Annotated in this window: 18 protein-coding genes, 1 pseudogene and 1 riboswitch; of the genes and pseudogenes, 4 read left to right on the top strand and 15 right to left on the bottom strand. The window is 36.2% G+C overall.

Annotated features, from left to right (window positions below):
• Positions 1 to 362: 362 nt before the first annotated feature.
• The 3 genes and pseudogenes from MHI47_RS09010 to MHI47_RS09000 all read right to left on the bottom strand — a co-directional run.
• Positions 363 to 914: pseudogene (locus tag MHI47_RS09010) on the bottom strand (histidine phosphatase family protein); the annotation flags it as partial.
• 2 nt (positions 915 to 916) lie between these two features.
• Positions 917 to 1,459, bottom strand: a complete 543-nt coding sequence (locus MHI47_RS09005) for a GrpB family protein (protein ID WP_340830541.1) — start codon at positions 1,457 to 1,459, stop codon at positions 917 to 919.
• Positions 1,460 to 1,475: 16 nt separating this feature from the next.
• Positions 1,476 to 1,988 (bottom strand): DUF1572 family protein, encoded by a 513-nt coding sequence (locus tag MHI47_RS09000; RefSeq protein ID WP_340830539.1) that lies wholly within the window; start codon positions 1,986 to 1,988, stop codon positions 1,476 to 1,478.
• A gap of 79 nt (positions 1,989 to 2,067) precedes the next feature.
• Here MHI47_RS09000 and MHI47_RS08995 point away from each other — a divergent pair, with 79 nt between their 5' ends.
• The gene (locus MHI47_RS08995; RefSeq protein ID WP_340830536.1) at positions 2,068 to 3,006 is read left to right on the top strand and encodes an aldo/keto reductase; all 939 of its coding nucleotides are present in this window, start codon (positions 2,068 to 2,070) and stop codon (positions 3,004 to 3,006) included.
• Between the two features lie 70 nt (positions 3,007 to 3,076).
• Here MHI47_RS08995 and metA read toward each other — a convergent pair whose 3' ends face one another.
• From metA to MHI47_RS08955, 8 genes are all read right to left on the bottom strand, one after another.
• Positions 3,077 to 3,985, bottom strand: a complete 909-nt coding sequence (metA, locus tag MHI47_RS08990) for a homoserine O-acetyltransferase MetA (protein ID WP_093534290.1) — start codon at positions 3,983 to 3,985, stop codon at positions 3,077 to 3,079.
• 75 nt (positions 3,986 to 4,060) lie between these two features.
• Positions 4,061 to 4,166, bottom strand: a riboswitch (SAM riboswitch).
• A 65-nt stretch (positions 4,167 to 4,231) separates the two neighbouring features.
• Positions 4,232 to 6,238: a methyl-accepting chemotaxis protein gene (locus MHI47_RS08985; RefSeq protein WP_340769146.1), complete on the bottom strand. Its 2,007-nt coding sequence runs from the start codon at positions 6,236 to 6,238 to the stop codon at positions 4,232 to 4,234.
• Between the two features lie 146 nt (positions 6,239 to 6,384).
• Positions 6,385 to 8,268, bottom strand: a complete 1,884-nt coding sequence (abc-f, locus tag MHI47_RS08980; RefSeq protein ID WP_340769143.1) for a ribosomal protection-like ABC-F family protein — start codon at positions 8,266 to 8,268, stop codon at positions 6,385 to 6,387.
• A gap of 122 nt (positions 8,269 to 8,390) precedes the next feature.
• Complete coding sequence (locus tag MHI47_RS08975) at positions 8,391 to 8,513, bottom strand: RAxF-45 family protein (protein WP_281249738.1); 123 nt, start codon at positions 8,511 to 8,513, stop codon at positions 8,391 to 8,393.
• 72 nt (positions 8,514 to 8,585) lie between these two features.
• Positions 8,586 to 8,825, bottom strand: coding sequence for a hypothetical protein (locus tag MHI47_RS08970; RefSeq protein ID WP_340769142.1), 240 nt, complete (start codon positions 8,823 to 8,825; stop codon positions 8,586 to 8,588).
• A gap of 245 nt (positions 8,826 to 9,070) precedes the next feature.
• A complete protein-coding gene (locus MHI47_RS08965) occupies positions 9,071 to 9,463 on the bottom strand; it encodes a sporulation protein (RefSeq protein ID WP_245762606.1) in 393 nt (130 codons plus the stop codon).
• 5 nt (positions 9,464 to 9,468) lie between these two features.
• Positions 9,469 to 10,662, bottom strand: coding sequence for an AI-2E family transporter (locus MHI47_RS08960; protein ID WP_340769140.1), 1,194 nt, complete (start codon positions 10,660 to 10,662; stop codon positions 9,469 to 9,471).
• Positions 10,663 to 10,733: 71 nt separating this feature from the next.
• Positions 10,734 to 11,675, bottom strand: a complete 942-nt coding sequence (locus tag MHI47_RS08955; protein WP_340830533.1) for an LCP family protein — start codon at positions 11,673 to 11,675, stop codon at positions 10,734 to 10,736.
• Positions 11,676 to 11,817: 142 nt separating this feature from the next.
• On the opposite strand from MHI47_RS08955, the gene msrA reads away from it, so the two are divergent.
• Complete coding sequence (gene msrA, locus MHI47_RS08950) at positions 11,818 to 12,336, top strand: peptide-methionine (S)-S-oxide reductase MsrA (protein ID WP_340769138.1); 519 nt, start codon at positions 11,818 to 11,820, stop codon at positions 12,334 to 12,336.
• 408 nt (positions 12,337 to 12,744) lie between these two features.
• Here msrA and kdpC read toward each other — a convergent pair whose 3' ends face one another.
• Genes kdpC through MHI47_RS20200 form a run of 4 tightly spaced genes read right to left on the bottom strand, consistent with a single transcriptional unit; the run spans position 12,745 to position 17,286 of the window.
• Entirely contained in the window at positions 12,745 to 13,401 is a 657-nt protein-coding gene (gene kdpC, locus MHI47_RS08945) for a potassium-transporting ATPase subunit KdpC (protein ID WP_340769136.1), read from the bottom strand.
• A gap of 14 nt (positions 13,402 to 13,415) precedes the next feature.
• Positions 13,416 to 15,482 carry a potassium-transporting ATPase subunit KdpB gene (gene kdpB / locus MHI47_RS08940; protein WP_340830531.1) on the bottom strand — a complete coding sequence of 689 codons (2,067 nt, stop codon included), beginning with the start codon at positions 15,480 to 15,482 and terminating at the stop codon, positions 13,416 to 13,418.
• A gap of 17 nt (positions 15,483 to 15,499) precedes the next feature.
• The gene (gene kdpA, locus MHI47_RS08935; protein ID WP_340830528.1) at positions 15,500 to 17,194 is read right to left on the bottom strand and encodes a potassium-transporting ATPase subunit KdpA; all 1,695 of its coding nucleotides are present in this window, start codon (positions 17,192 to 17,194) and stop codon (positions 15,500 to 15,502) included.
• 23 nt (positions 17,195 to 17,217) lie between these two features.
• Complete coding sequence (locus MHI47_RS20200) at positions 17,218 to 17,286, bottom strand: potassium-transporting ATPase subunit F (protein ID WP_445678309.1); 69 nt, start codon at positions 17,284 to 17,286, stop codon at positions 17,218 to 17,220.
• Positions 17,287 to 17,568: 282 nt separating this feature from the next.
• Between MHI47_RS20200 and MHI47_RS08930 the strand changes: the two genes are divergently transcribed.
• Positions 17,569 to 20,274, top strand: coding sequence for a sensor histidine kinase KdpD (locus MHI47_RS08930; protein WP_340830527.1), 2,706 nt, complete (start codon positions 17,569 to 17,571; stop codon positions 20,272 to 20,274).
• Positions 20,267 to 20,971: a response regulator transcription factor gene (locus tag MHI47_RS08925; RefSeq protein ID WP_340830524.1), complete on the top strand. Its 705-nt coding sequence runs from the start codon at positions 20,267 to 20,269 to the stop codon at positions 20,969 to 20,971. The genes MHI47_RS08930 and MHI47_RS08925 overlap by 8 nt, the downstream gene beginning before the upstream one ends.
• Positions 20,972 to 21,290: the final 319 nt, after the last annotated feature.

The raw sequence follows: 21,290 nt of genomic DNA, 5'->3' as shown, positions 1-21,290 counted from the left end.
CTATCAATTATACCACACATACGTTCTATTCCGGTAATTTCCTCCCATTATTTTATTAATTTTTCAGCGTACTTTTGAGGATCTTTAATTTTATTTTCAACAAAAAACTTAGTCATTTCCTTAAAGAAAACCATATAATCCATGTCTAAATCTCTTTCGCTCATTAACTGTTTCAAATGCTCGATATCCCCATCTACCTGAAGACAATCATTCAATAAATCTACCTCAACGGTTATTAGTACCTGGTCATGAAAGGTTACCGTACCAATCATTCTTTGATGATTCAAATCCACTTGTTGAAAGTTATGTTGTATGTCAGATCGTTTGTAAATAGTATAGCCCGAACTCTTCGTTCTGGATTCATTGTCTATTCGATTAACAGCTACCAAATGCTGTTCGTAAAAAGTGAGTTTATAAATATCAGGCATTTCAAGTTGCTTCCAAAAACGATAATCATAGATAGAGTCAAAGTAATTCATGATCAGAACCATTATATTACCATGTGTACCTATTGCGATATTCTTGCCATCAAATTTCTTCAAGATTTCTTTCGTTACATGGATACCTTTAGCTTGCGCAACATGATTAGATTCTCCTCCTGGAAGTGAAAAGCCATAATCCGACCATACTTTTAACATTGCTTCGTTAAAATCAGCAACTGGTTGATCGGATAAAAGTCGTTCCTTGAATGCATCCATAATTTCTATATCTTTTTTTAAATGATTCGCAATTCCTTCCACAGTTTGAATAGCTCTCTTATAGGGACTTGATACTATTACTTCTATATTCTCCTGTAGTAACAGATCTGTTATTTTCTTTGCATCGACCATACCCTTTTCAGACAACGGTCTTCCCAATTCGTCCGTGGAATAGATGGAATGCGCATGTCTGACGAAATAAAGATTAGTGAGCATTCCTAATTCACTTCCTTACTAGTTCGCTTTGAGTATATACTTTTAACAAATGATTCCTTCAAATCTGTATATGCACTAATATTAATATTCTTTTGCTTTGCACTCTGAATTTTTATATTCATGTAAGCTTCTTTTGCTTTTTCATTGGAATTTAAGTGATTTCTAAAAAATAGTTGATTACACCATAGTTCTTCTTCAAAATCTACCATATGGATGAAATGAGTTTTCACTTCATAAGTTTCATCCGTAAATTTGGCCAGAACTATTTCACCTGGTCTTTCCACTCTCAATCTTAGAAATCCGATACTTTGTAATTGTTTAAATATAGCTTTATCTACATTTGAAATATCGTCTATTCCTATTAATATATCTATAATTGGTTTAGCAGGCATGTTTTTTATTGCGGTGCTTCCAATATGCTGTATTCGATCTTCTAGAAGTCCTGTTGCTTCTAAAACTTCTAGTTTCATCCGGTTGAACTCTTTCCCCCATTCGGTCGTGTATGGAGATAACTTTACCTCGTTTTTTAATAGTCCAAGCTTCAAAATAATGCCTCCACTTCTACTTTTTCTTTTTAGGAATAGACAATGTTGTCCACTTCTCTTCAGTAGTCACTTGCTTCGCAATATAAATCACCTGTCCAACATGAGAAGATGTATGAGAAAGACTTCTAATAACAGCTTCCATAACAGTATGAGGCTCGTTCCTAATGTAAATAGTTTGGAGCAAATGGACTGATTTTATTGTATCTAATGCTTCTAAGAATACTTGACATCCCCTCGACCAAATTTCTAACAACTCCTCACGAGTTTCCACTGTACTTTCAAATTCCTCGTCCCGATTTCTGTCAGGCTTTTCACCGTCTGTCGTCAAAAAGCCCGTCCATCTTGAAATCAGATTCCCACTCATATGTTTAATGATGATAGCTACACTATTGGAATGATTATTTGGAGTCCAAAATAACTTATCTTCCTCCATCTGCATGATTGCTTTTTCTACATCTCTCATTAAATCAGAAAACTTTTGATGAACTACTCCAATAAAATCAGTGTGCACATCCGTTAGTACGGTCAAATCATCTCCACCTTTTTGTATTTTGGTTTTTCTATATTATAATAGAAATATTCAGAGAAAAGGAGTTGTTTCTATTATTATGAAAAATGCAGTAGAAATTGGTCGCACTAGTCTATTGGTAAATCCTATTGGTTTAGGAAGTAACGCGGTCGGTGGACACAATCTATTCCCTAATTTAAACGATGAAACAGGCAAGGAAATTGTACGAGCTGCTATTCAAAATGGAATCAATTTTATAGATAGTGCCTTTATATATGGGATGGGAAGATCAGAAGAACTCATAGGAGAAGTATTAAAGGAATTTAACACCAGGCAAGATATGATTATTGCAACAAAAGGGGCACACAAGATAGAGGATGGAAAGGTTATTGTAGATAACTCTCCTAAATTTTTAAGAGAGACCGTTGAAAATAGTTTGCGCAGACTGCAAACCGACTACATTGATCTATTCTATATCCATTTTCCAGATGAAGGAACTCCTAAGGATGAAGCAATTGGAACACTCTCACGACTTAAAGAAGAGGGTAAAATTAGAGCAATTGGCGTATCCAATTTCACAATGGATCAATTAACCGAAGCTAATAAAGACGGGAATTTAGAAGTAATCCAATCAGGCTATAATCTATTCAAAAGAGAGGCAGAAAATGACTTAATCCCTTTTTGCGCCAAACACCAAATTTCATTTATCCCGTATTTCCCTCTTGCTTCTGGTCTTTTGACAGGAAAATTCAATAAAGATTCTTTATTTAAAGACGGCCGATCAAAAAATCCGTTATTTCAAGGGGAGGTTTATATTCGTAACTTGGAAAAGATTGAGTCTCTTCGTAGTATAGCAAATGATAAACAAGCGGAGGTTTCTTCCATTGTTCTTGCATGGTATCTAGCACAAAATACCATAGATACAGTAATTCCTGGAGCTAAAAAACCAGAACAAGTGTTACGAAATCTGAAAGCACTTGAAGTGGAACTGACGATAGAAGAAATGCAGGAAATTAACCGAATTTTTAAGACAGAATAAAAAATTATATTGCTCATTTTCATCAACATATATAGGCTGATCGTGAATTCACTCACGGCCAGCCTTTTAGTTACTCCCAATCATAAGGAGTTTCTTGGTACACATAATAATTCAACCAATTGGAAAAAAGTAAATGTGTATGGGAACGCCAGGAGTTCATCGGTATTTGTGTTGGATCATCGTTTGGAAAATAATTTTTTGGGACATCAATATCCACACCTTTTTTAATATCTCGGTTATATTCGTCTGCAAGTGTAGTTGCATCATACTCTAGATGACCCGTAATCATAATATGCTTTTTATCTTTTGATATTACTAGAAAAACACCCGCATCCTTTGAGTCGGAAAGCAGTATTAAACGAGGGTCTTTTTTTATTTCATCGAAAGATACAGCTGTGTATCGAGACACAGGTGCGTGAAATTCATCATTAAACCCTCGAACTAAATGTACAGTTGGGTCTGATAAACGATGACTGAATACCCCAAAGCATTTCTTCGACAAGTCATATTTCCCGATACCATAGTGATGGTAGAGAGCGGCTTGAGCCCCCCAACAAATGTGTAAAACTGAGGTCACCTGAGTTTTAGACCAATCCATTATTTCCATAATCTCATTCCAATAATTAACGTCTTCAAATTCTAAATGCTCAATAGGTGCACCGGTAATAATCATCCCATCGTATTTTCGGTGCTTAATATCCTCGAATGTCGTATAAAAGGTATCTAGATGTGTTTTACTTACATTTTTGGAATCATGGGTTGCCATATGTAAAAAGGTTACATTTACTTGTAGCGACGTATTTCCTAGTAAACGGAGCAATTGAAGCTCTGTTTTTTCTTTTTCAGGCATAAGGTTCAAGATAACTATATTTAACGGACGTATGTCTTGAGCTATCGCTCGATCGGTATCCATGATAAATATTTTCTCGTTTTTAAGATGTTCAGCTGCAGGTAACTGTTTTGGTATATTTATAGGCAATTTGTTGTCCTCCTTTAAATTCAAAAAACCCTCTTTCCTATAAACAAGAAAAGAGGGTGAACGTTTTGCTCTCAATTCTTATCTTTCAAGAAATTATCTTGTAGGAGTTAGCACCTTTCTGACTAGTCAGAGGTTGCTGAAGCTTCAACGGGCCATTTCCCTCGGCTTCTCTTGATAAGAGTTATTAAATTATATTGTTCTTCCTGAGTGAATATTAACATTTGTTTTCAAGCAATTCAACTTCTTTTAAACTTTAAAGCGATTTACTGCATTCGCTAATTTGTCACTAAGCTCTGTAAGAGTCTCCGAAGCTTTCGCTACCGATTGGATCGCTCTCAGTTGTTCATCTGATGATGCACTTACTTCTTCACATGCTGCTGCAGTTTGCTCTGAAGTTGAAGCCATCATTTGAATCGTATCTACAACTTGATCTTTAAAGGTAGAAACCTGTTCAATTTCTGCTGAAACAGCATCGATTGACGTTTGCAAATTATTCATCAGTAACGATATTTCACCAAAAGTTACTTCAGTATTTGTTACAACAGATCCCTGCTCACGGAAAGTTTTGATAGTATCTTCCATTTGTTGCCCTACAGTATGCGATTCACTTTGAAGTTCCGTAATAGTATGCTTTACTTCTTCTGTCGCTTTTGCAGATTGCTCCGCTAGTTTCCGTACTTCATCCGCTACTACTGCAAATCCTTTTCCATGCTCCCCTGCCCGTGCAGCTTCAATACTTGCATTCAATGCGAGTAGGTTCGTCTGTGCAGAAATTTGCATAATAGTTTCCATCACACTACCAATCGCATTTACTCTAACTTCCAATGTACTAAACAATGTGGACATAGAGATTAGATTTGACTCCCAGTTTTGGAAAGATGATTTAAGTTCACTCATTTGGTTTTGACCATTCGAATTCATAGTGTTTGCTTTTATAGCTATATCAGTCATCATTACTGATTTTTCATTGATGAGATTGATTTGATCACTTAAGTGCAACGAACTTTCTGTTACGTCTACAGCATCTTCTGCAGATTTAGAAGCACCTACCGCAATCTCACTCACAGCTGACGAAACTTGCTCTGCGGAAGCGTTTGTTTCTTCTGCCACAGCACTTAAACTTTCCGAATTCGATTGAACATTACTCGCTGACTCTTTCACGACCTGAATAATTTCATTCATATTTACAGCCATCTTGTTGAAGTTATTCGCTAGTTGTCCGATTTCATCCTTGGATTTAATATTAGCCTGAACAGTTAAATCTCCTTCTGCCATTGAATCCATCAATCTTTTAAGTTGTTCAATCGGTTTCAATATACGACTTATTAGGAAAAATAATACTAAAAAGATTAACGCTTCTATACATATAACAATAATAATTATTTGTGAACGAATACTGTCTGCTGTTTGATGGGTTTTACTTTCTTCATAAACAGCGCCTACCTTCCAATCTAATCCTGGTAACGTAGTGTATACAGTAGTTGTGTTAGTACCATCCATCAAACCGGTCACATGTCCTGTTTCTGAGGTACTAGAAAGCATTTTCTTTACAGAAGAATCCTTGGATAAATTTTCACCAAATAACGTTGGATGAACAATGGCATTACCATCAGCATCTACAATTATAGGATAACCTTCGTACCCCAACTCGCTGTCAGCTAACGTTTCTGTTAACTTCGACAGTAAAATATCAATAGCAAGAACACCGACCACTTGGCCATTTTTAATAACAGCTTTAGCACCAGAAATAGCATATTCTCCAGTTGCTGCATCCACAAATGGTTTAGACCAGCTAAAACTCTCTTTGTTTGAAACAGCATTGGAATACCATTCTCTTGAGGTTGGATCAAAGTCTGCTCCAAGGTCCGCTTCTGGTATTATTTCAATCGATTTATCTGGAAAAGCGATATACACAGATGCTACAGCATCATACAAAGAAACAAATTCATTGAATCTAGTATCTAAGTTTTTTTCTAATTGAGTAGTCAATACTACATTCGTAGCTTTTTCATTATTTTCAAAATCTAAAATTGCATTAGAAGTAGATAGTTGTAAAAGCCCTTTTTCGTATACAGCTAGATAATTTTGTATGGATGAGGTCATTTCTTTAACTATTACTTGGCTCTGGTCAAGTAAATCTTTTTCGGTCTTTTCACTTATTGTATTTGTACTAATACTTATTAACGGTATCATGCTTACGAATATTAATGCCATTACTGAAACAATAATTTTCCACTTTATTGATTTTCTCATTTTCCATCTACTCTCTATATAAAATTAAATACATGCCAATATTACTAATCCATTTGGGATAGTATTTAATTTATTATATAGTACAAATGTATGAATGTTAATGCTCTTTTCTAACTATTTGATAAATTTCTTTTCTATTATCAAAATTATATACAATTTGAATCATCTTCTTGCTCTATCCATTCCAGAGTCAATTTCTCTATCTTCATTTCATTTGATTCAATAGCTTTCAATAGTTTTTCGTATGTCTCCCAATCCTCTTCTATTTCAATTTTCTCTTTTAGGTTGGAAATTTCTTTTTCCACTGCTTGAATCTCTTCCTCAATCTTTCGTTCTACACTTCCTCCTGCACTTCTTTTATATGTTGGTTTTTCTTGTTTTTCATTTTTAAAAGGAATTTCAATTGGTACTTGCTCTTCCCACTTTATACGCGCCCAATCATATGACCCTTCAAAAGTTGTTAGCTGACCTTGTTCTAACCAGACCGTTTTCGGGAATAATTTGTTCAAAAAGTATCGGTCATGTGAAACAGCTAAAATAGTACCATCAAAATCACCCAAAGCATCTTCCAGGACCTCTCTCGATTCGATATCTAAATGGTTCGTCGGCTCATCAAGAATTAGGAGGTTAATATCCTGATGCATAAGTTGCGCTAAGCGAAGTCTCATACGTTCTCCACCACTTAAATCACCTATTCGCTTGAAAACATCGGGACCAAAGAACATAAACTTCGCAAGAATATGACGAGCATCCCCCTCTACTAAATTTAACTCACTTCGAAATACATCAATCAGCCTTGCCTTCGGATTCTGGATTTCGAAATGCTGCGATAAATAACCTACACGCACATTACTACCTAACCGAGCCTCTCCATTATCAATCGGAAGATTACCTAACAACAGATGTAAAATAGTGGATTTACCTGAACCATTTCGCCCAACTATCGCAACCCGTTCCTTCCAGTATAGATTAAGCTGAGCATCTTCTAACAAAACATTCTCACCAAATGATTTGTATACATTTTTCATCATGACTACTTCTTTCCCACTTCTAGAAGCAAATTCAAATGATAGCTCCATCTTTTTGGGGTCGATGAGTGGTTTTCTCACTTTTATCATACGTTCTAGTGCTCTTTCCATATTGCGTGCTTGGCGGAATAACTTCGGATTTGGTGGCACCGCTTCATTGGCCCATTGTCGAAGACGTCTTATTGCATCCTTCATTTTTTTTATCTTTTTCTGTTGCTCCTCATAATGCTGAAATTCACGCATTAATTTGGCTTCTTTTTCTAATATAAAGGCAGAATAATCCCCATGATAAAGAGAAAGCTCTCCTTCCTCTAAATCTGCAATTTTAGTCACAACTTGATCTAAGAAATATCGATCATGCGAAATAATTACAACTGTTCCTGAATAGCCAATCAAATATTGTTCCAACCATTCAACAGCAAACAAATCTAAATGATTGGTTGGTTCATCCAACAATAATACATCTGGATCCGACAGTAAAATCTTCCCTAACATTATTTTCGTCTGTTCTCCACCACTTAAACTAGCAAATGGTTGGTTTATGAACCGAGTAAGCTGGAGTCCCTGCACTACTTTTTCAATTTCAGACTCCATTGTATAACCGCCCAAAAGTGTAAATTGTTCTTGAACTTCTCCATACTGTTGTAGCAGTCGTTCCATCTCCGCTGCACCAATAGTTGTCATTTGTTGTTCCATTTGTATCATTTTCTGTTCTAAGGCTGTTATTTTTTCAAAAGCATAATGAAGAACATCTAGACCAGTGACATCTTCCGAATAGGAAGGAATTTGAGCCAAATAACCTACAGAAGTACCTTTCTTAAAGTGAATAGATCCTTCATCAGGTTTCTCAATTCCCGCCAATAATTTGAATAAAGTCGTTTTACCGCTACCGTTACGACCAACAATCGCTAACCTATCCCCAGTTTTAATAGCTAGAGACAACTTTTCAAAGATTATATTTCCTCCGAGCATTTTAGTTATATTTTGAACTGTACATATCATAATGAACGCTTCCCTTCAATTCTTATATGAGCTGAGGAGCAATTCTTTTTTTCGCAACAAAAAAAGACTGTCTAAAAAGCACAGTCTTTTCGCTACCTAATTGGATCCGAAAGAATGACTTCTCAGCTATGAGTATTACTATGAAAATGGCTAAAAATAGACAGACCTATCCCGTTAGTAGCATTTTCATGAGTAATTGCACAAGAAGTTGATAAGAATTCCAACATAAAAAATTGTGCGTTCATAGTGTTTTTCATCCTTTCTTCACCTCCGTTCGAGTTAGTTTAATAATACAATAACACAATTATTCAAACAATTCAATCGTTATTTTCATTTGGTTTTTCAAACGAAGGATCATTTAGCCCCTCATCTACCTTTGGAATTCCTACATCATTTTCTTCATTTACTTCTTCATTCCCTGTGTTAGGAACTTCTTTATCTTGGTTGTTTAATTGTGTTTCTGGTTTAGCTGGCTGATTGGAGTCCCTTTGAAATCCACAGGCAGTCAGTAAAAGACTTGAAATAATCAATAGTGAAAATATTCGTTTAGTCATCATTAGTTGCCTCCCAATTTAATATTAGAATGCACTAGTAAAGAAGATTTATACTATAAGATTTCTAAAATTGGCGCAAACAAAAAAACGTAATATCTTCCAGATAAAATTCACTTTAGGGTGAGTAACATATTTCTAAGGAACAAATAATCTACATAGAATGCCAGTTATCTCTTTAGTTCTGTAAGTAAATGATTTAATACTCAGGATAGAAAAAAAACTCCAGCGCATGGCTGGAGTCTTATATATTATTCTTCAATATCAAAATGTATCTCGTCTTCATCGTTATACTCAGATCCATTTTCAAATAACACGGTTGTTCTTAAAATAAGTTTCGTAACTTCCTCATTATTATCTGGTATCCATCTTTCATCGGGCATAATCTCGAAAGGAATCATTTGCATATCCTTTGAAGCAGCTGCACCGACTAACTCTATAGAGTGTTTCGAAACTATTTTAGATGATTCACCATTCGTTAGTTTAAATACCTCTAATTTGATATTTTCAACCGATTCATCATGTACTCCATCAATATAAATTGTACCTGATAAGTTTATCCCATGTTCAATAATAGGATGATCCACAACCGTATCTATCTTAATAGATTTTACTTCTATGGAAGATTCAAACTTCTTCGCCATTATTCTCAGTCCACCTTGTGATTTGTATACTCATAATGATTTTCAATAACTGGTTCAAACTTATTATAACGCTTTTTAAACAATGTATAAAAGTGTGAAATGATAACTTTTAATATGGCATATCCTGGTATCCCTAAAATCACTCCCGGAACCCCAAATAATGATCCTGCTGTTATAAGAACAAAAATAATAGTAATTGGGTGCACATGTAGTGATTTACCCATTATTTGTGGTGATATAAACTTACCTTCTATTAATTGTACTACTGTCCAAACAATTGCTAATCCAACTAGTAATAATGGGGATGTTACTAACGCGATTATCGCTGCTGGAGTAATAGCAATAACTGGACCCAAATATGGTACAACACTAGTAACCATAGCGATAACTCCCAATAATAGAGCATATGGCATTTGAATAATAGTAAACCCTATATAAATCATAAACCCGATACACATAGATACTAGTATTTGTCCTTGAATATATGAGCTAATTTGTCTATCTATACCTGAAAATACTTCCTGTAAATCATCTCGCATCCTTGGAGGAAATAGCTTCATAACAAAATTAGGTAACTTTTCTCCATCTTTTAATAAGTAGAAAACGATAAATGGAACCGTTACAATCGCCAGTACAAAACTAGTTAAAACCCCTACAATGGAGGAAATCCCAGTTGCTATTCCAGTTACAGTATTTTGAACGAATTCCCCAATTTCGTCAGGAAGCCCATTTAATACTGATGCAACGTCATTTTCTATTTGTAAATAATAATCCTTAAAAATAGATGTTCTTAAAAAAGCATCAAGATCATTAAAAAGTTGGATAAAGTAAGTAGGCAGTTCCTCTACTAGTTTAAATATTTGTCCCTTTAAAAAAGGAAACACTAGGAATACCAGTAAAGTTATTAAACCGACTAAAACTAAGAAAATGATCAGAATTCCCCAGACCCGTTTAATTTTAATTTTTTCTAGTAACCGCAATATTGGGCGTAATAAATAGTATACAATGACAGCTAAAATTATTGGTAAAATTACATTGCCGAGAAACACTGTCAAAGGCACAAAAATAAAGGAAATTTCATCGTAGATCATAATAACAAGGCCAATCATTAGCAATAGAACTAATGAAAAGATTGTATTACGTCCACCTAAAAATTTTATGTATCTAGTAGAGAAAAAAGAAGGTTTTTCTGGCTCCACTTCTATCAAACTTCCTTTCTATTTATATTTATTTTACGGAGTAAAAAATAATATGGCAATATTAAAGCAACTTATTTCTCTAAAAACTCTGTAATGGCCGTTTTATTCATCTCTTTGTCGAGTACGATGACTGATCCAGCATGGCTATAATTCTTAAATGAATATGTACCTTCTACTGGAATTGTCAATTTTTCCATTTCTAACTTACCACTTACAACTGCATCTAATACTCTTTTTGTTTTGTCTGAACGCGAATAATCTGTTTGGATATATCCCTCAGTAGCTCCAATGAATTTAGGTAAATTCGGTACGTTTTCAATAGACAATAGCTCGTCTTTTAAGATCTCCATCACCAACTGTTGTCTACCTACTCGCCCAAAGTCTCCTTCTGCATCGGAACGGAAACGAGCATAACCAAGTAGTTCTTTACCATTTAGATTCTGTTGTCCTTTCGTTAATGTGACACCAATTTTCTCAGACATATCCTTTTCAACATTTACTGGCACGCCGTCTGGTGCAATTATATCGACTAGAGACTCAAAGCTACTAAAATCGATTAACGCATAATGGTGAATAGGTAAATCGAACATCCCTTGCATAGTATCTTTCAATAATTGTACTTTACCAAGATAAAAAGCTGTATTTAATTTATATGATTCATGTTCAGGAATATCTGCATATATATCACGCATGAATGATATCACTTTCACATCGTTGTTTTCTTTATCCCAGGAAAAGATCATCATTGTATCTGTTCGAGCTTGATCCTCCCCTCTGGAATCTACACCAAGAACCAGAATATTTTCACGGTCACCTTTCTTAAGCTCATCACCATTAAATTCCATTGGTTCTTTTTGTTCTGTATCTGCTAATTTGTAACCACTTGAATATTGAGTAAATGTATAAATACCAATTCCTACAGCCAAAAACAAAAAAATAACAAAAAGTATGCGTCCTACTCTGGGACGTCTTTTTCTGCGACGTCTTCTAGTTTGTTGTAATTCTTCTTCCATCTTAAAATCTCCCCTTTATACAGTAATAATAACGTATTTCAGCTAAGATAGTTTCAGATTTTTGTACAACTAGTTAACAAGTGTTAAAATTTGTTTTACACAAGCAAAATTTCAATTGGTGAGATGAATCGGAGGAATAAATATGATAGAAAAAGCAACATTTGCAGGCGGATGTTTTTGGTGCATGGTAAAACCATTCGACACATGGGATGGCATACATAAGGTAACTTCTGGATACATGGGTGGTCATCTTGATAATCCTACATATGAAGACGTTAAAAAAGGGGATACCGGTCACTTAGAAGTGGTAGAAATACAATTTGACTCAAGCATCTTCTCTTACAATCAATTATTAGAAATATTTTGGCAACAAATTGACCCTACCGATGATGGAGGCCAGTTTCAAGATCGCGGTGAAAGTTATCGCACTGCCATATTTATTCATTCGGATGAACAACGACAGCTCGCGGAGAAATCGAAAGAACAGCTTGGGGCAAGCGGGAAATTCTCTAAACCTATTGTTACCGAAATACGAGAAGCTAAAACATTTTATGAAGCAGAAGAATATCATCAAGACTTCTATAAAAAAAGCCCTAACCATTACAAAGAGGATCGAGCACAATCAGGTCGAGATGAATTTATCGAGAAAAATTGGAAGTAAAATTTAACTAAGTTGACCCCCGAGACAATTTTAAAATTGTTTTTGGGGGCTTTTTTATACAGAAGAATAGGTTACTGGGGCTAGTTTGAGGCAAACATTGGGGTTAATAAAATTATTAGTGGCGGCGTATGTACTGCAATGTATAAGTGAATTAGAGCAAAACAAAAAGCATCTCTATTCGAGGTGCTTTTATTAAGTACTATGGATTATATTAATATAAAACCTTTCTCCTTGTTATTACATCATGCCTCCCATCACTCAAGTCCAAAAGTAATAAAAGGTTTAAATGCATTAGAATCTAGATTATTTATCACCTAGCTATATAGGTTAGAAGGTGAGGTGTATTTAACACTTACTTTATCGAAAGGGAATAGTGACCGAGGCACATTTTCAACATCCAGGCTATTATTATAGGTCTTTTTCATTCCCGTCTCCCTTCATTTTACTAAATATATCTAAATTTGCTGCTAAGAAGTTGACTTTATCTTCTCCCATTACACCTAACACACGTCTCTCTGTGTGTTTTTTTACAATAGCTTTAACTTCCTCAACAGGAATCCCGCTTGCTTGTGCAACACGTTCTACCTGTATTAGCGCTGCATCCACACTAATATGGGGATCTAGGCCAGATCCAGAAGCGGTCATTAAGTCAGCTGGTATCTCTTCTCGATTCACCTTCGGATTCGCTTTTAGAAATGTCTCGATATCTATTTCTATTCGTTTTTGTAGTTCAGGGTTAGAAGGAGCATAATTAAACGTTCCAGAACTGACACCACTATAAATTGTTTCACCATTTTCATCTGGGATAGTATCTTTTTGTGTATAGACGTTGTAATTGATAGCAGATACGCGCCCCCAGAAATACTCCGGTGCTGTAAATGCTTGACCTAAATGTTCTGAACCGACAGTATTACCATCCACTTTGATCAAACTACCGTTAGCCTCATGGTTAAATAATACCTGGGCAATTCCAGTAACAGCAAATGGGTAGATCAAACCACATAAAACAAACATTATTAACGATACCAACAGTGCCTGTTTAAAATTCCCAAAAATTTCTTTCATATAACATCTCCTCCTTATAGACCCATTATGTGAAGAATTGGTCCAATAATTAAATCAATTACCTTAATACCAAGAAAAGGAGCGACAATACCACCTAATCCATAAATGAGCAAATTCCTATTTAACAATTGTGATGCGCTCATCGGCTTATATTTGACCCCTCTCATAGCAATCGGGATTAACATCGGTATAATAATGGCATTAAAAATCAAGGCAGAAATAATGGCGCTCGTTGGGGAGTTCAGCATCATGATATTTAGCGATTTCATTTCTGGTATTGCGACCATCAGCATTGCAGGAATAATGGCAAAGTATTTAGCAATATCGTTCGCAATACTAAATGTCGTGAGCGCTCCACGTGTCATTAGTAATTGTTTTCCGATTTCCACAATTTCAATAATCTTTGTTGGATTTGAGTCCAAGTCCACCATGTTTGCTGCTTCTTTTGCAGCATTCGTCCCAGAATTCATTGCGAGCCCTACATTTGCCTGTGCCAGAGCGGGTGCATCATTTGTGCCATCACCAGTCATTGCCACAATTTTTCCTAGTGCTTGCTCATCTTTAATGACTTTTATCTTATCTTCAGGTTTACTTTCTGCGATAAAACTATCCACCCCTGCTTCTTTTGCGATTGAGGCAGCAGTGAGCGGGTTATCTCCTGTGCACATAATCGTTTTTATACCCATTGCGCGAAGCTTCTCAAAACGTTCCTTTAAACCAGGTTTCACGATATCTTTTAAATAGACAACGCCCAAAATCTTATAATTCTTAGATATAACTAGAGGTGTCCCCCCTACCGAGGATACTCGGTGGACTAGTTGTTCCAAGTCTGTTGGGATAACATGACCTTCAGCAATACTCTCTTTTTTTATCGTGTCATAAGCACCTTTACGAATTCTTGTGCCGTCTTGCATATCTAGCCCACTCATCCGAGTCTGTGCCGTGAAGGAAATATGATTACTGTTATTAATAATCATTACTTCATCTGTAGAGTCTACTTCTAATTCGCACGCAAGTGATAAGATTGATTTCCCTTCAGGAGTATCGTCTGTTAGGGAACTAAGCCATGCAGATCGAATTAATTCTTTCTGATTTACTCCTTTCACAGGAGTAAATTCTGATGCCATACGGTTTCCATATGTAATGGTACCGGTTTTATCCAATATTAATGTATCTACATCACCACATGCCTCGACTGCTCTTCCAGACATTACAATCACATTGAACTGTGTTACACGATCCATTCCAGCAATACCTATTGCTGATAACAAACCTCCGATCGTAGTAGGGATTAAACAGACGGTCAGCGCAATAAGCGTCGCTATTGAAATATGCAGATTTAAATAGGTAGTCATTGGGTAAAGAGTAACAACCACTAGTAAAAAGATAATAGTTAGACTAACAAGTAGTGTGTTAAGTGCAATTTCATTCGGAGTCTTTTTACGACTCGCCCCTTCAATAAGGGTAATCATTTTATCTAAAAACGATTCGCCTGGCAATGAAGTAATCTCAATTTTTAACCAGTCACTAGTAACAGTTGTACCACCTGTTACAGATGAAAAGTCACCACTACGTTCTTTCACTACAGGAGCTGATTCACCCGTGATGGCTGATTCGTCCACTGTAGCAATCCCTTCTATTACTTCGCCGTCGTTTGGAATGACTTCTCCTGCCTGAACTAAGACAATATCTCCTTTTGTCAGCTCTTCTGCCTGCTTCATTACCTCGGAGCCATCAGGAAGAAGAACACACGCCTGCGTCACGGTTTTAGTTTTCTTTAGTGTTTGTACTTGAGCTTTCCCACGCCCTTCTGCAATCGATTCTGCAAAGTTGGCAAATAAGATTGTAATGAAAAGAACAAAGGCTACCATGGCATTATAAAGGCGTTCCTCTCCCCCTGCCTCGCTATCAAACATTGTAGGAAAAACTGTTAACAATAAAACAAATATGAAACCTATCTCTACAACGAACATGACGGGATTTTTTATCATATAAACCGGGTTAAACTTCTTAAATGCCCCTAAAATAGCACTCTTCATAATATCATGTGTAATAAAAAAATTTTTTGATGCAGTTTCCATTATTGACTCTCTCCTCGTCAAGAACTTATTTGTAAATGTTCTGTAATTGGGCCGAGTGCTAGTACCGGTAGAAATGTTAAAGCACCAATCATCAGTACAATTGTGACAAGCAAGAAAGTAAACATTGCATTGTCCGTTTTCAATGATCCCACCGAATCGCTATGCCACATTTTTTTAGCAAGTAGTGATGCAATGGCTAATTGAATAATGATTGTTAGATAGCGACCAAAGAACATCGCAAGACCAGTCGACACGTTCCAGAACGTCGAGTTATCGGCTAACCCTTCAAAGCCAGATCCGTTGTTCGCTGAGGATGAAGCAAATTCATACAAAACCTGTGATAAACCATGTGCTCCCGGATTAGTGATTCCTGCTACTCCAGCTATTGTCGCTACAGCAAGTGCTGAAAACAGCAGTATGATTGCTGGGTGGATTAAAATACAAATTGCTATTAATTTCATTTCTTTTTCCTCTATTTTCTTACCTAAAAACTGGGGAGTTCGACCAATCATTAAACAAGCAATGAAGATCGTGAGTAGCACATACATCATCATGTTCATGAGACCCACTCCTTTGCCTCCGAATACAACGTTTATCATCATGTTAAACATTGCCACGAGACCACCTATTGGCGTTAATGTATCATGCATGTTATTGACAGATCCAGTAGTAAAAGCAGTTGTCACTACAGTGAATAATGCAGATTGGGCAACACCAAAGCGCATTTCCTTTCCTTCCATACTACCTAGTTCCTGAGTGATACCTAGTTCATTAATGATAGGATTGCCAGAACGTTCTGCCACATAACAGGTAACTACTCCAATAAGTAATAGAATACTCATAGCAGCAAAAATGGCTAGACCTTGTTTACCAAATATTGTTTTCTTGTTTCGATTAGCAACCATTAATCCGAATGCCACAACACAAGCACCAGGCAGTAACATCATCGACAGCATTTCCACGACATTTGAAATAACGGTTGGATTTTCAAACGGAGTCGTTGAATTGGCCCCGTTAAAGCCTCCCCCATTTGTTCCAATATGTTTAATGGATTCAAGTGAAGCTATAGGTCCAAGTGCGATATCTTGCACCTTTCCTTCTATAGTCTCTACGGTTTCGTTAGCGCTGAAGGTTTGTGGCGAACCTTCAGAAACTAAAATTATTGCAACAACGATAGAAATAGGCATTAAAATGCGTGTAATCACCCGGACAAAGTCAACAAAGAAATTGCCGAGTGTATCTGTTTTTGCCACTAGGCGACGACAGAAAGCCATGCATGCCGCATAACCAGTTGCCGCTGACGTAAACATCATGAATGTGATTACAAGCATCTGAGCCAAATAACTTAACCCAGATTCGCCACTATAATGCTGAAGATTGGTATTTGTCATAAATGAAATTATAGTATTAAATGAAAGCGTTGCTTCCATATTATCAATGTCGTTTGGGTTTAAAAATAATGCAGATTGAATGCGTAAAAGAAAATATCCGATGAATACCATTAAAGCATTTGATAAAATCAATGCCAGCATATATTGTTTCCCCGTCATATCGACTTGCTTGATACCGCTAAGTTTGTAGATGAAATGATCCACACGATTCAACACTGGATCGAACCAGGTCTTTTGCTGCATCGTGACGCGATACAGATAGTGACCCGCTAAAATAACAAGCGGTAAATAAATTATTAAAACAATGGCAATTTGCCACATACCCCTTACCTCCTAATGGCATATTAATAGTTTTCTGGATAAAGTAATGCATGCCCTAGATAACCAAATAGACTTACAATGATAATTTTCATTACTAACCACGCAAACATAACTATTCCTCCCTACTTATTCACTTGCTTATAGCACCATGTGGTCAAAGCATAAAGACTAGCAAAACTAATGATTAGTAAAGTAATCATATAAACGTCCATCATCCGAATCGTCCTCTCTCTTCTAGAATAATTTCATCATAATGGATTTCAAATTAATGTAGTGTTAGGAAAATGCATTTTATATTAAGAAGGCATAAAGGTTAAAATCTTTATGCCTTCTTAATGAATGTTGGAGCTATAATGTAAGGGAGGTGATGGGTGATGGAAGACATACGACCAAGTCCAGAGGAGTTTTTAGCAAGGATAAAGCAAGAAGAAACTAAAGCAGGCAGATTAAAGATATTTCTTGGTTATGCTGCAGGAGTAGGTAAAACGTACGCAATGCTTGATGCTGCTCAAGAAGCAAAGAAACTTGGTTTAGATGTCGTGGTAGGATATATTGAGCCCCATCCCCGACCAGAAACGGCCGCCTTACTGGAGGGTCTTGAACTAATACCAACTAGAAAAATAAACTATAAAGGAAAAACTTTCGAAGAACTGGACATCGATGCGGTGCTTGAACGCAAGCCAGAAATTGTATTAATTGATGAATTGGCTCATACCAATGTACCAACTATGCGCCATGTAAAACGTTTTGGTGATGTAGAAGAATTACTTGCAAAAGGTATCCATATTTACACGACCGTAAATATCCAACACATTGAAAGCTTACATGATTTGGTAAAAGAAATTACTGGAGTGAAAGTACGTGAGCGAATCCCAGATTATTTAATTGATCACGCAGCACAAATAAAGCTTGTGGATATTGAACCAGATGATTTAATTCAACGATTAAAAGAAGGAAAAATTTATCCTTTAAAACAAGTAGAAAAAGCAATCGACTATTTTTTTCAAAAACAGAATCTGGTGGCACTTCGTGAAATCGCATTGAGACGAACTGCAGACACAATTTTTCATCAAAAGACACGCAAGAACGATTCTTTTGAAACAAAAATACATGTGGAAGAACATGTACTAGTAGGTATCAGTAGTTCACCAACCAATGCTAAAGTTATTCGGTCAGCAGCTAGACTTGCTCAGGCCTTCCATGGCAAATTTACTGCACTTTATGTACAAAAAATGGACAGGAATGAAAGAAACGAAGCAAGTTCCGAGCGTTTGCAGCAGCACATCAAACTGACGGAGCAACTCGGCGGTCACGTCGTGATTGTGCAGGAAGACGATATTGCAGCTGCACTTGCGAACTATTCACAAATAAGCGGGGTAACAAAGCTTGTATTAGGAAGAACTTCTATGAAAAAGAAATGGTGGCGTTCTAATTCCAAAATAAGCGACCAGCTAAATGACTTTGTACCCAACTTAGCAATACATATTGTACCTGATCAAGAAAACGAACCATTACGATTTCCAGAAGTTAGAACTCAACTCAAGTTTGAGTGGATGGACATGCTGAAAATGCTAACCGTTTTTAGTTTGGCGTCATTCATCGGTCTGTCCTTCTTTTCCATAGGGGTTAGTGAATCGAATATAATCACTATCTATATCTTAGGAGTATTAGTACTAGCAACTTGGACAACTGGGTGGATGGTTAGTATCATAAGTTCACTGGTATCGGTGCTCATTTTCAACTTTCTATTTATAGAACCACGTTTTTCATTCGAAGCATACCACCGTGACTACTTTATAACATTTTTAATTATGTTCCTTTCCGGCTTCATCACAAGTAGTCTAACGAAGAAAGTAAAAGAACAGGCTATTGTTGCAGTTCGTAAATCTTACCGAATGGAAGTGTTACTCGAAACTAATCGTAAATTACAATACGCAAAAACGGTAGAAGAGATTATTACAGAAGGAATGTCTCAGATTGTTAAACTAGTAGATAAGCCAGTAGAATTTTTTGAAATAAATAATAGACTGATAGTGAAATCTATTTTTTTCCGAACAGAAAGCATGTCTACTATAGAAAATAATAAAATAGCAACACTGTTTGACAATGTAAATGAGCGTGGTGTAGTAACATGGGTGGCAAATAATAATCACATAGCAGGAGTGTCCACCGATGTCTTTCCTGAAGCAAATGCTTATTATTTACCATTGGTATCCGGTGATAATGTAAAAGGTGTTATTGGAATTGCTCTATCAAAAGAATCACCCTTACCAGCATTTGAGCGTCATATTTTACACGCCATCATGAATGATTTTTCGTTCGCTCTTGATAAATGGTATTTACAAAAAGTAAATGAGGAAGTAGCCCGAGAGGCAGAGCTTGAACAAATGAGGGCAAACCTCTTAAGGGCAATATCCCATGATTTAAGGACACCACTTACAAGTATTTCAGGAAATGCTGATATATTATTAACAAGTGGAGAACAAATTAATGATACCGAAAAACTTCAACTATACCGCGATATTTATAGTAACTCTAAATGGCTCGTTCAAATGGTTGAAAACTTACTTGCCGTTTCAAGACTAGATGATGGCAAACTTGCGATTGAAATGCAACCAGAACTTGTCGATGATATTATGCAGGAAGCTCTCTTACACGTCGTTCGGATAAACAATACTCACAAAATCTCATTTCATGTCGAACCTGAATTATTATTAGCGTTAATGGATGCACGCCTTATCATTCAAGTGATTATCAATATTATCGATAATGCGTTAACTTATACGCCTACAGGCAGTGAGATAATTTTGATTGCAAAGGAGATTGGGAACTCCGTACACTTTAGCATTATGGATAATGGACCGGGCATTGAAGAATCGTTAAAAGCAAGACTGTTTGATCCTTTTACAACAGGAAAAGTTCAACGAAGTGACAGCAGGCGTGGACTCGGACTTGGTTTAGCCTTGTGCCAAACCATCTTAAAATTGCATGGAAGTGAACTTACAGTGGCAGATAATGAACCCAACGGAACCATTTTTAATTTTTCACTTGAAAAAGGAGTTGTGAATATCGTTGAATAAACGCATCCTTGTCATAGAAGATGACATAGCAATCGGTCACTTGATCAAAATGACATTAATTACCCAGCACTATGAATACGACATTGTAAAGGATGGCCAAAGCGCAATGCAAAAAGTGCTTTCGATGAAGCCGGATGTAATTATTCTTGATTTAGGACTTCCCGATATGGACGGCGTCGATCTTATTCATAAAATCCGTGTTTGGGCTCAAATCCCTATTATAGTTGTAAGTGCTCGAGGAGAAGAACACGATAAAATAAGCGCACTCGATGCGGGTGCAGATGACTACGTGACGAAGCCATTTAGCATAGAAGAGTTACTTGCTCGTATCCGAGTAGCATTAAGGAGGAATACTAACGAGCACAATTTAGACCATATTCAGCCGGTATTCGTGAATGGGAACCTACAAATTGATTATTTGGCAAACACAGTATTTGTGTGTGGAGAAGAAGTACATTTGACGCCTATTGAGTATAAGTTGTTAGTTGTGCTCTCAAAGCATGTTGGTAAAGTACTTACGCATAATTTTCTATTGAAGGAAGTTTGGCAAACTGTACTTCAGTCAGATGTCCCTAGCCTGCGTGTTTTTATGGCGACGCTCCGTAAGAAGATTGAAGAGAATCCATCTAAACCAAAATATATCCAGACACACATACGGGTTGGGTATCGAATGCTACGTTACAACGGTGACGAATAGAAAATATCTATGTTTTTGTCTGTAAAACAATGTCTTTACGAGTGAGATTTAACATGTTTTTCTTTTCCTTCTTTATATACATTATAATATCTTCAGGTGTTGGCTTTTCTAAAATGAGCTTATGAGCTTATCACCAAAATATTTTCTGTACGTTTTTTATTTCTCATTAATGCATCAAATCTATTATTAGATTTTCGAACACATATAAATTCTCTTTCTGTATCACCAATGTGATTCATAATAAAAATGTTGTATTTTTACATTAACATATACAAACATAAGAAATTATTTCTTGTGTTTGTATCATTTGTAATACCAA

It is taken from the genome of Psychrobacillus sp. FSL H8-0487, assembly GCF_038008385.1.
Classification (GTDB): Bacteria; Bacillota; Bacilli; order Bacillales_A; family Planococcaceae; genus Psychrobacillus; species Psychrobacillus psychrotolerans.
The sequence above is the reverse complement of the archived record's forward strand: the minus strand, read 5'-3'. Positions and strand labels throughout refer to the sequence as shown.

What these genes read in the sequence shown, in the direction of transcription:
- MHI47_RS08975 (WP_281249738.1), bottom strand. Translation starts at nt 8,513, where the DNA reads ATGAACGCACAATTTTTTATGTTGGAATTCTTATCAACTTCTTGTGCA.
- MHI47_RS08930 (WP_340830527.1), top strand. Translation starts at nt 17,569, where the DNA reads ATGGAAGACATACGACCAAGTCCAGAGGAGTTTTTAGCAAGGATAAAG.
- MHI47_RS08955 (WP_340830533.1), bottom strand. Translation starts at nt 11,675, where the DNA reads ATGGAAGAAGAATTACAACAAACTAGAAGACGTCGCAGAAAAAGACGT.
- kdpB (WP_340830531.1), bottom strand. Translation starts at nt 15,482, where the DNA reads ATGGAAACTGCATCAAAAAATTTTTTTATTACACATGATATTATGAAG.
- MHI47_RS08995 (WP_340830536.1), top strand. Translation starts at nt 2,068, where the DNA reads ATGAAAAATGCAGTAGAAATTGGTCGCACTAGTCTATTGGTAAATCCT.
- MHI47_RS08970 (WP_340769142.1), bottom strand. Translation starts at nt 8,825, where the DNA reads ATGATGACTAAACGAATATTTTCACTATTGATTATTTCAAGTCTTTTA.
- MHI47_RS08965 (WP_245762606.1), bottom strand. Translation starts at nt 9,463, where the DNA reads ATGGCGAAGAAGTTTGAATCTTCCATAGAAGTAAAATCTATTAAGATA.
- kdpA (WP_340830528.1), bottom strand. Translation starts at nt 17,194, where the DNA reads ATGTGGCAAATTGCCATTGTTTTAATAATTTATTTACCGCTTGTTATT.
- msrA (WP_340769138.1), top strand. Translation starts at nt 11,818, where the DNA reads ATGATAGAAAAAGCAACATTTGCAGGCGGATGTTTTTGGTGCATGGTA.
- kdpC (WP_340769136.1), bottom strand. Translation starts at nt 13,401, where the DNA reads ATGAAAGAAATTTTTGGGAATTTTAAACAGGCACTGTTGGTATCGTTA.
- abc-f (WP_340769143.1), bottom strand. Translation starts at nt 8,268, where the DNA reads ATGATATGTACAGTTCAAAATATAACTAAAATGCTCGGAGGAAATATA.
- MHI47_RS08985 (WP_340769146.1), bottom strand. Translation starts at nt 6,238, where the DNA reads ATGAGAAAATCAATAAAGTGGAAAATTATTGTTTCAGTAATGGCATTA.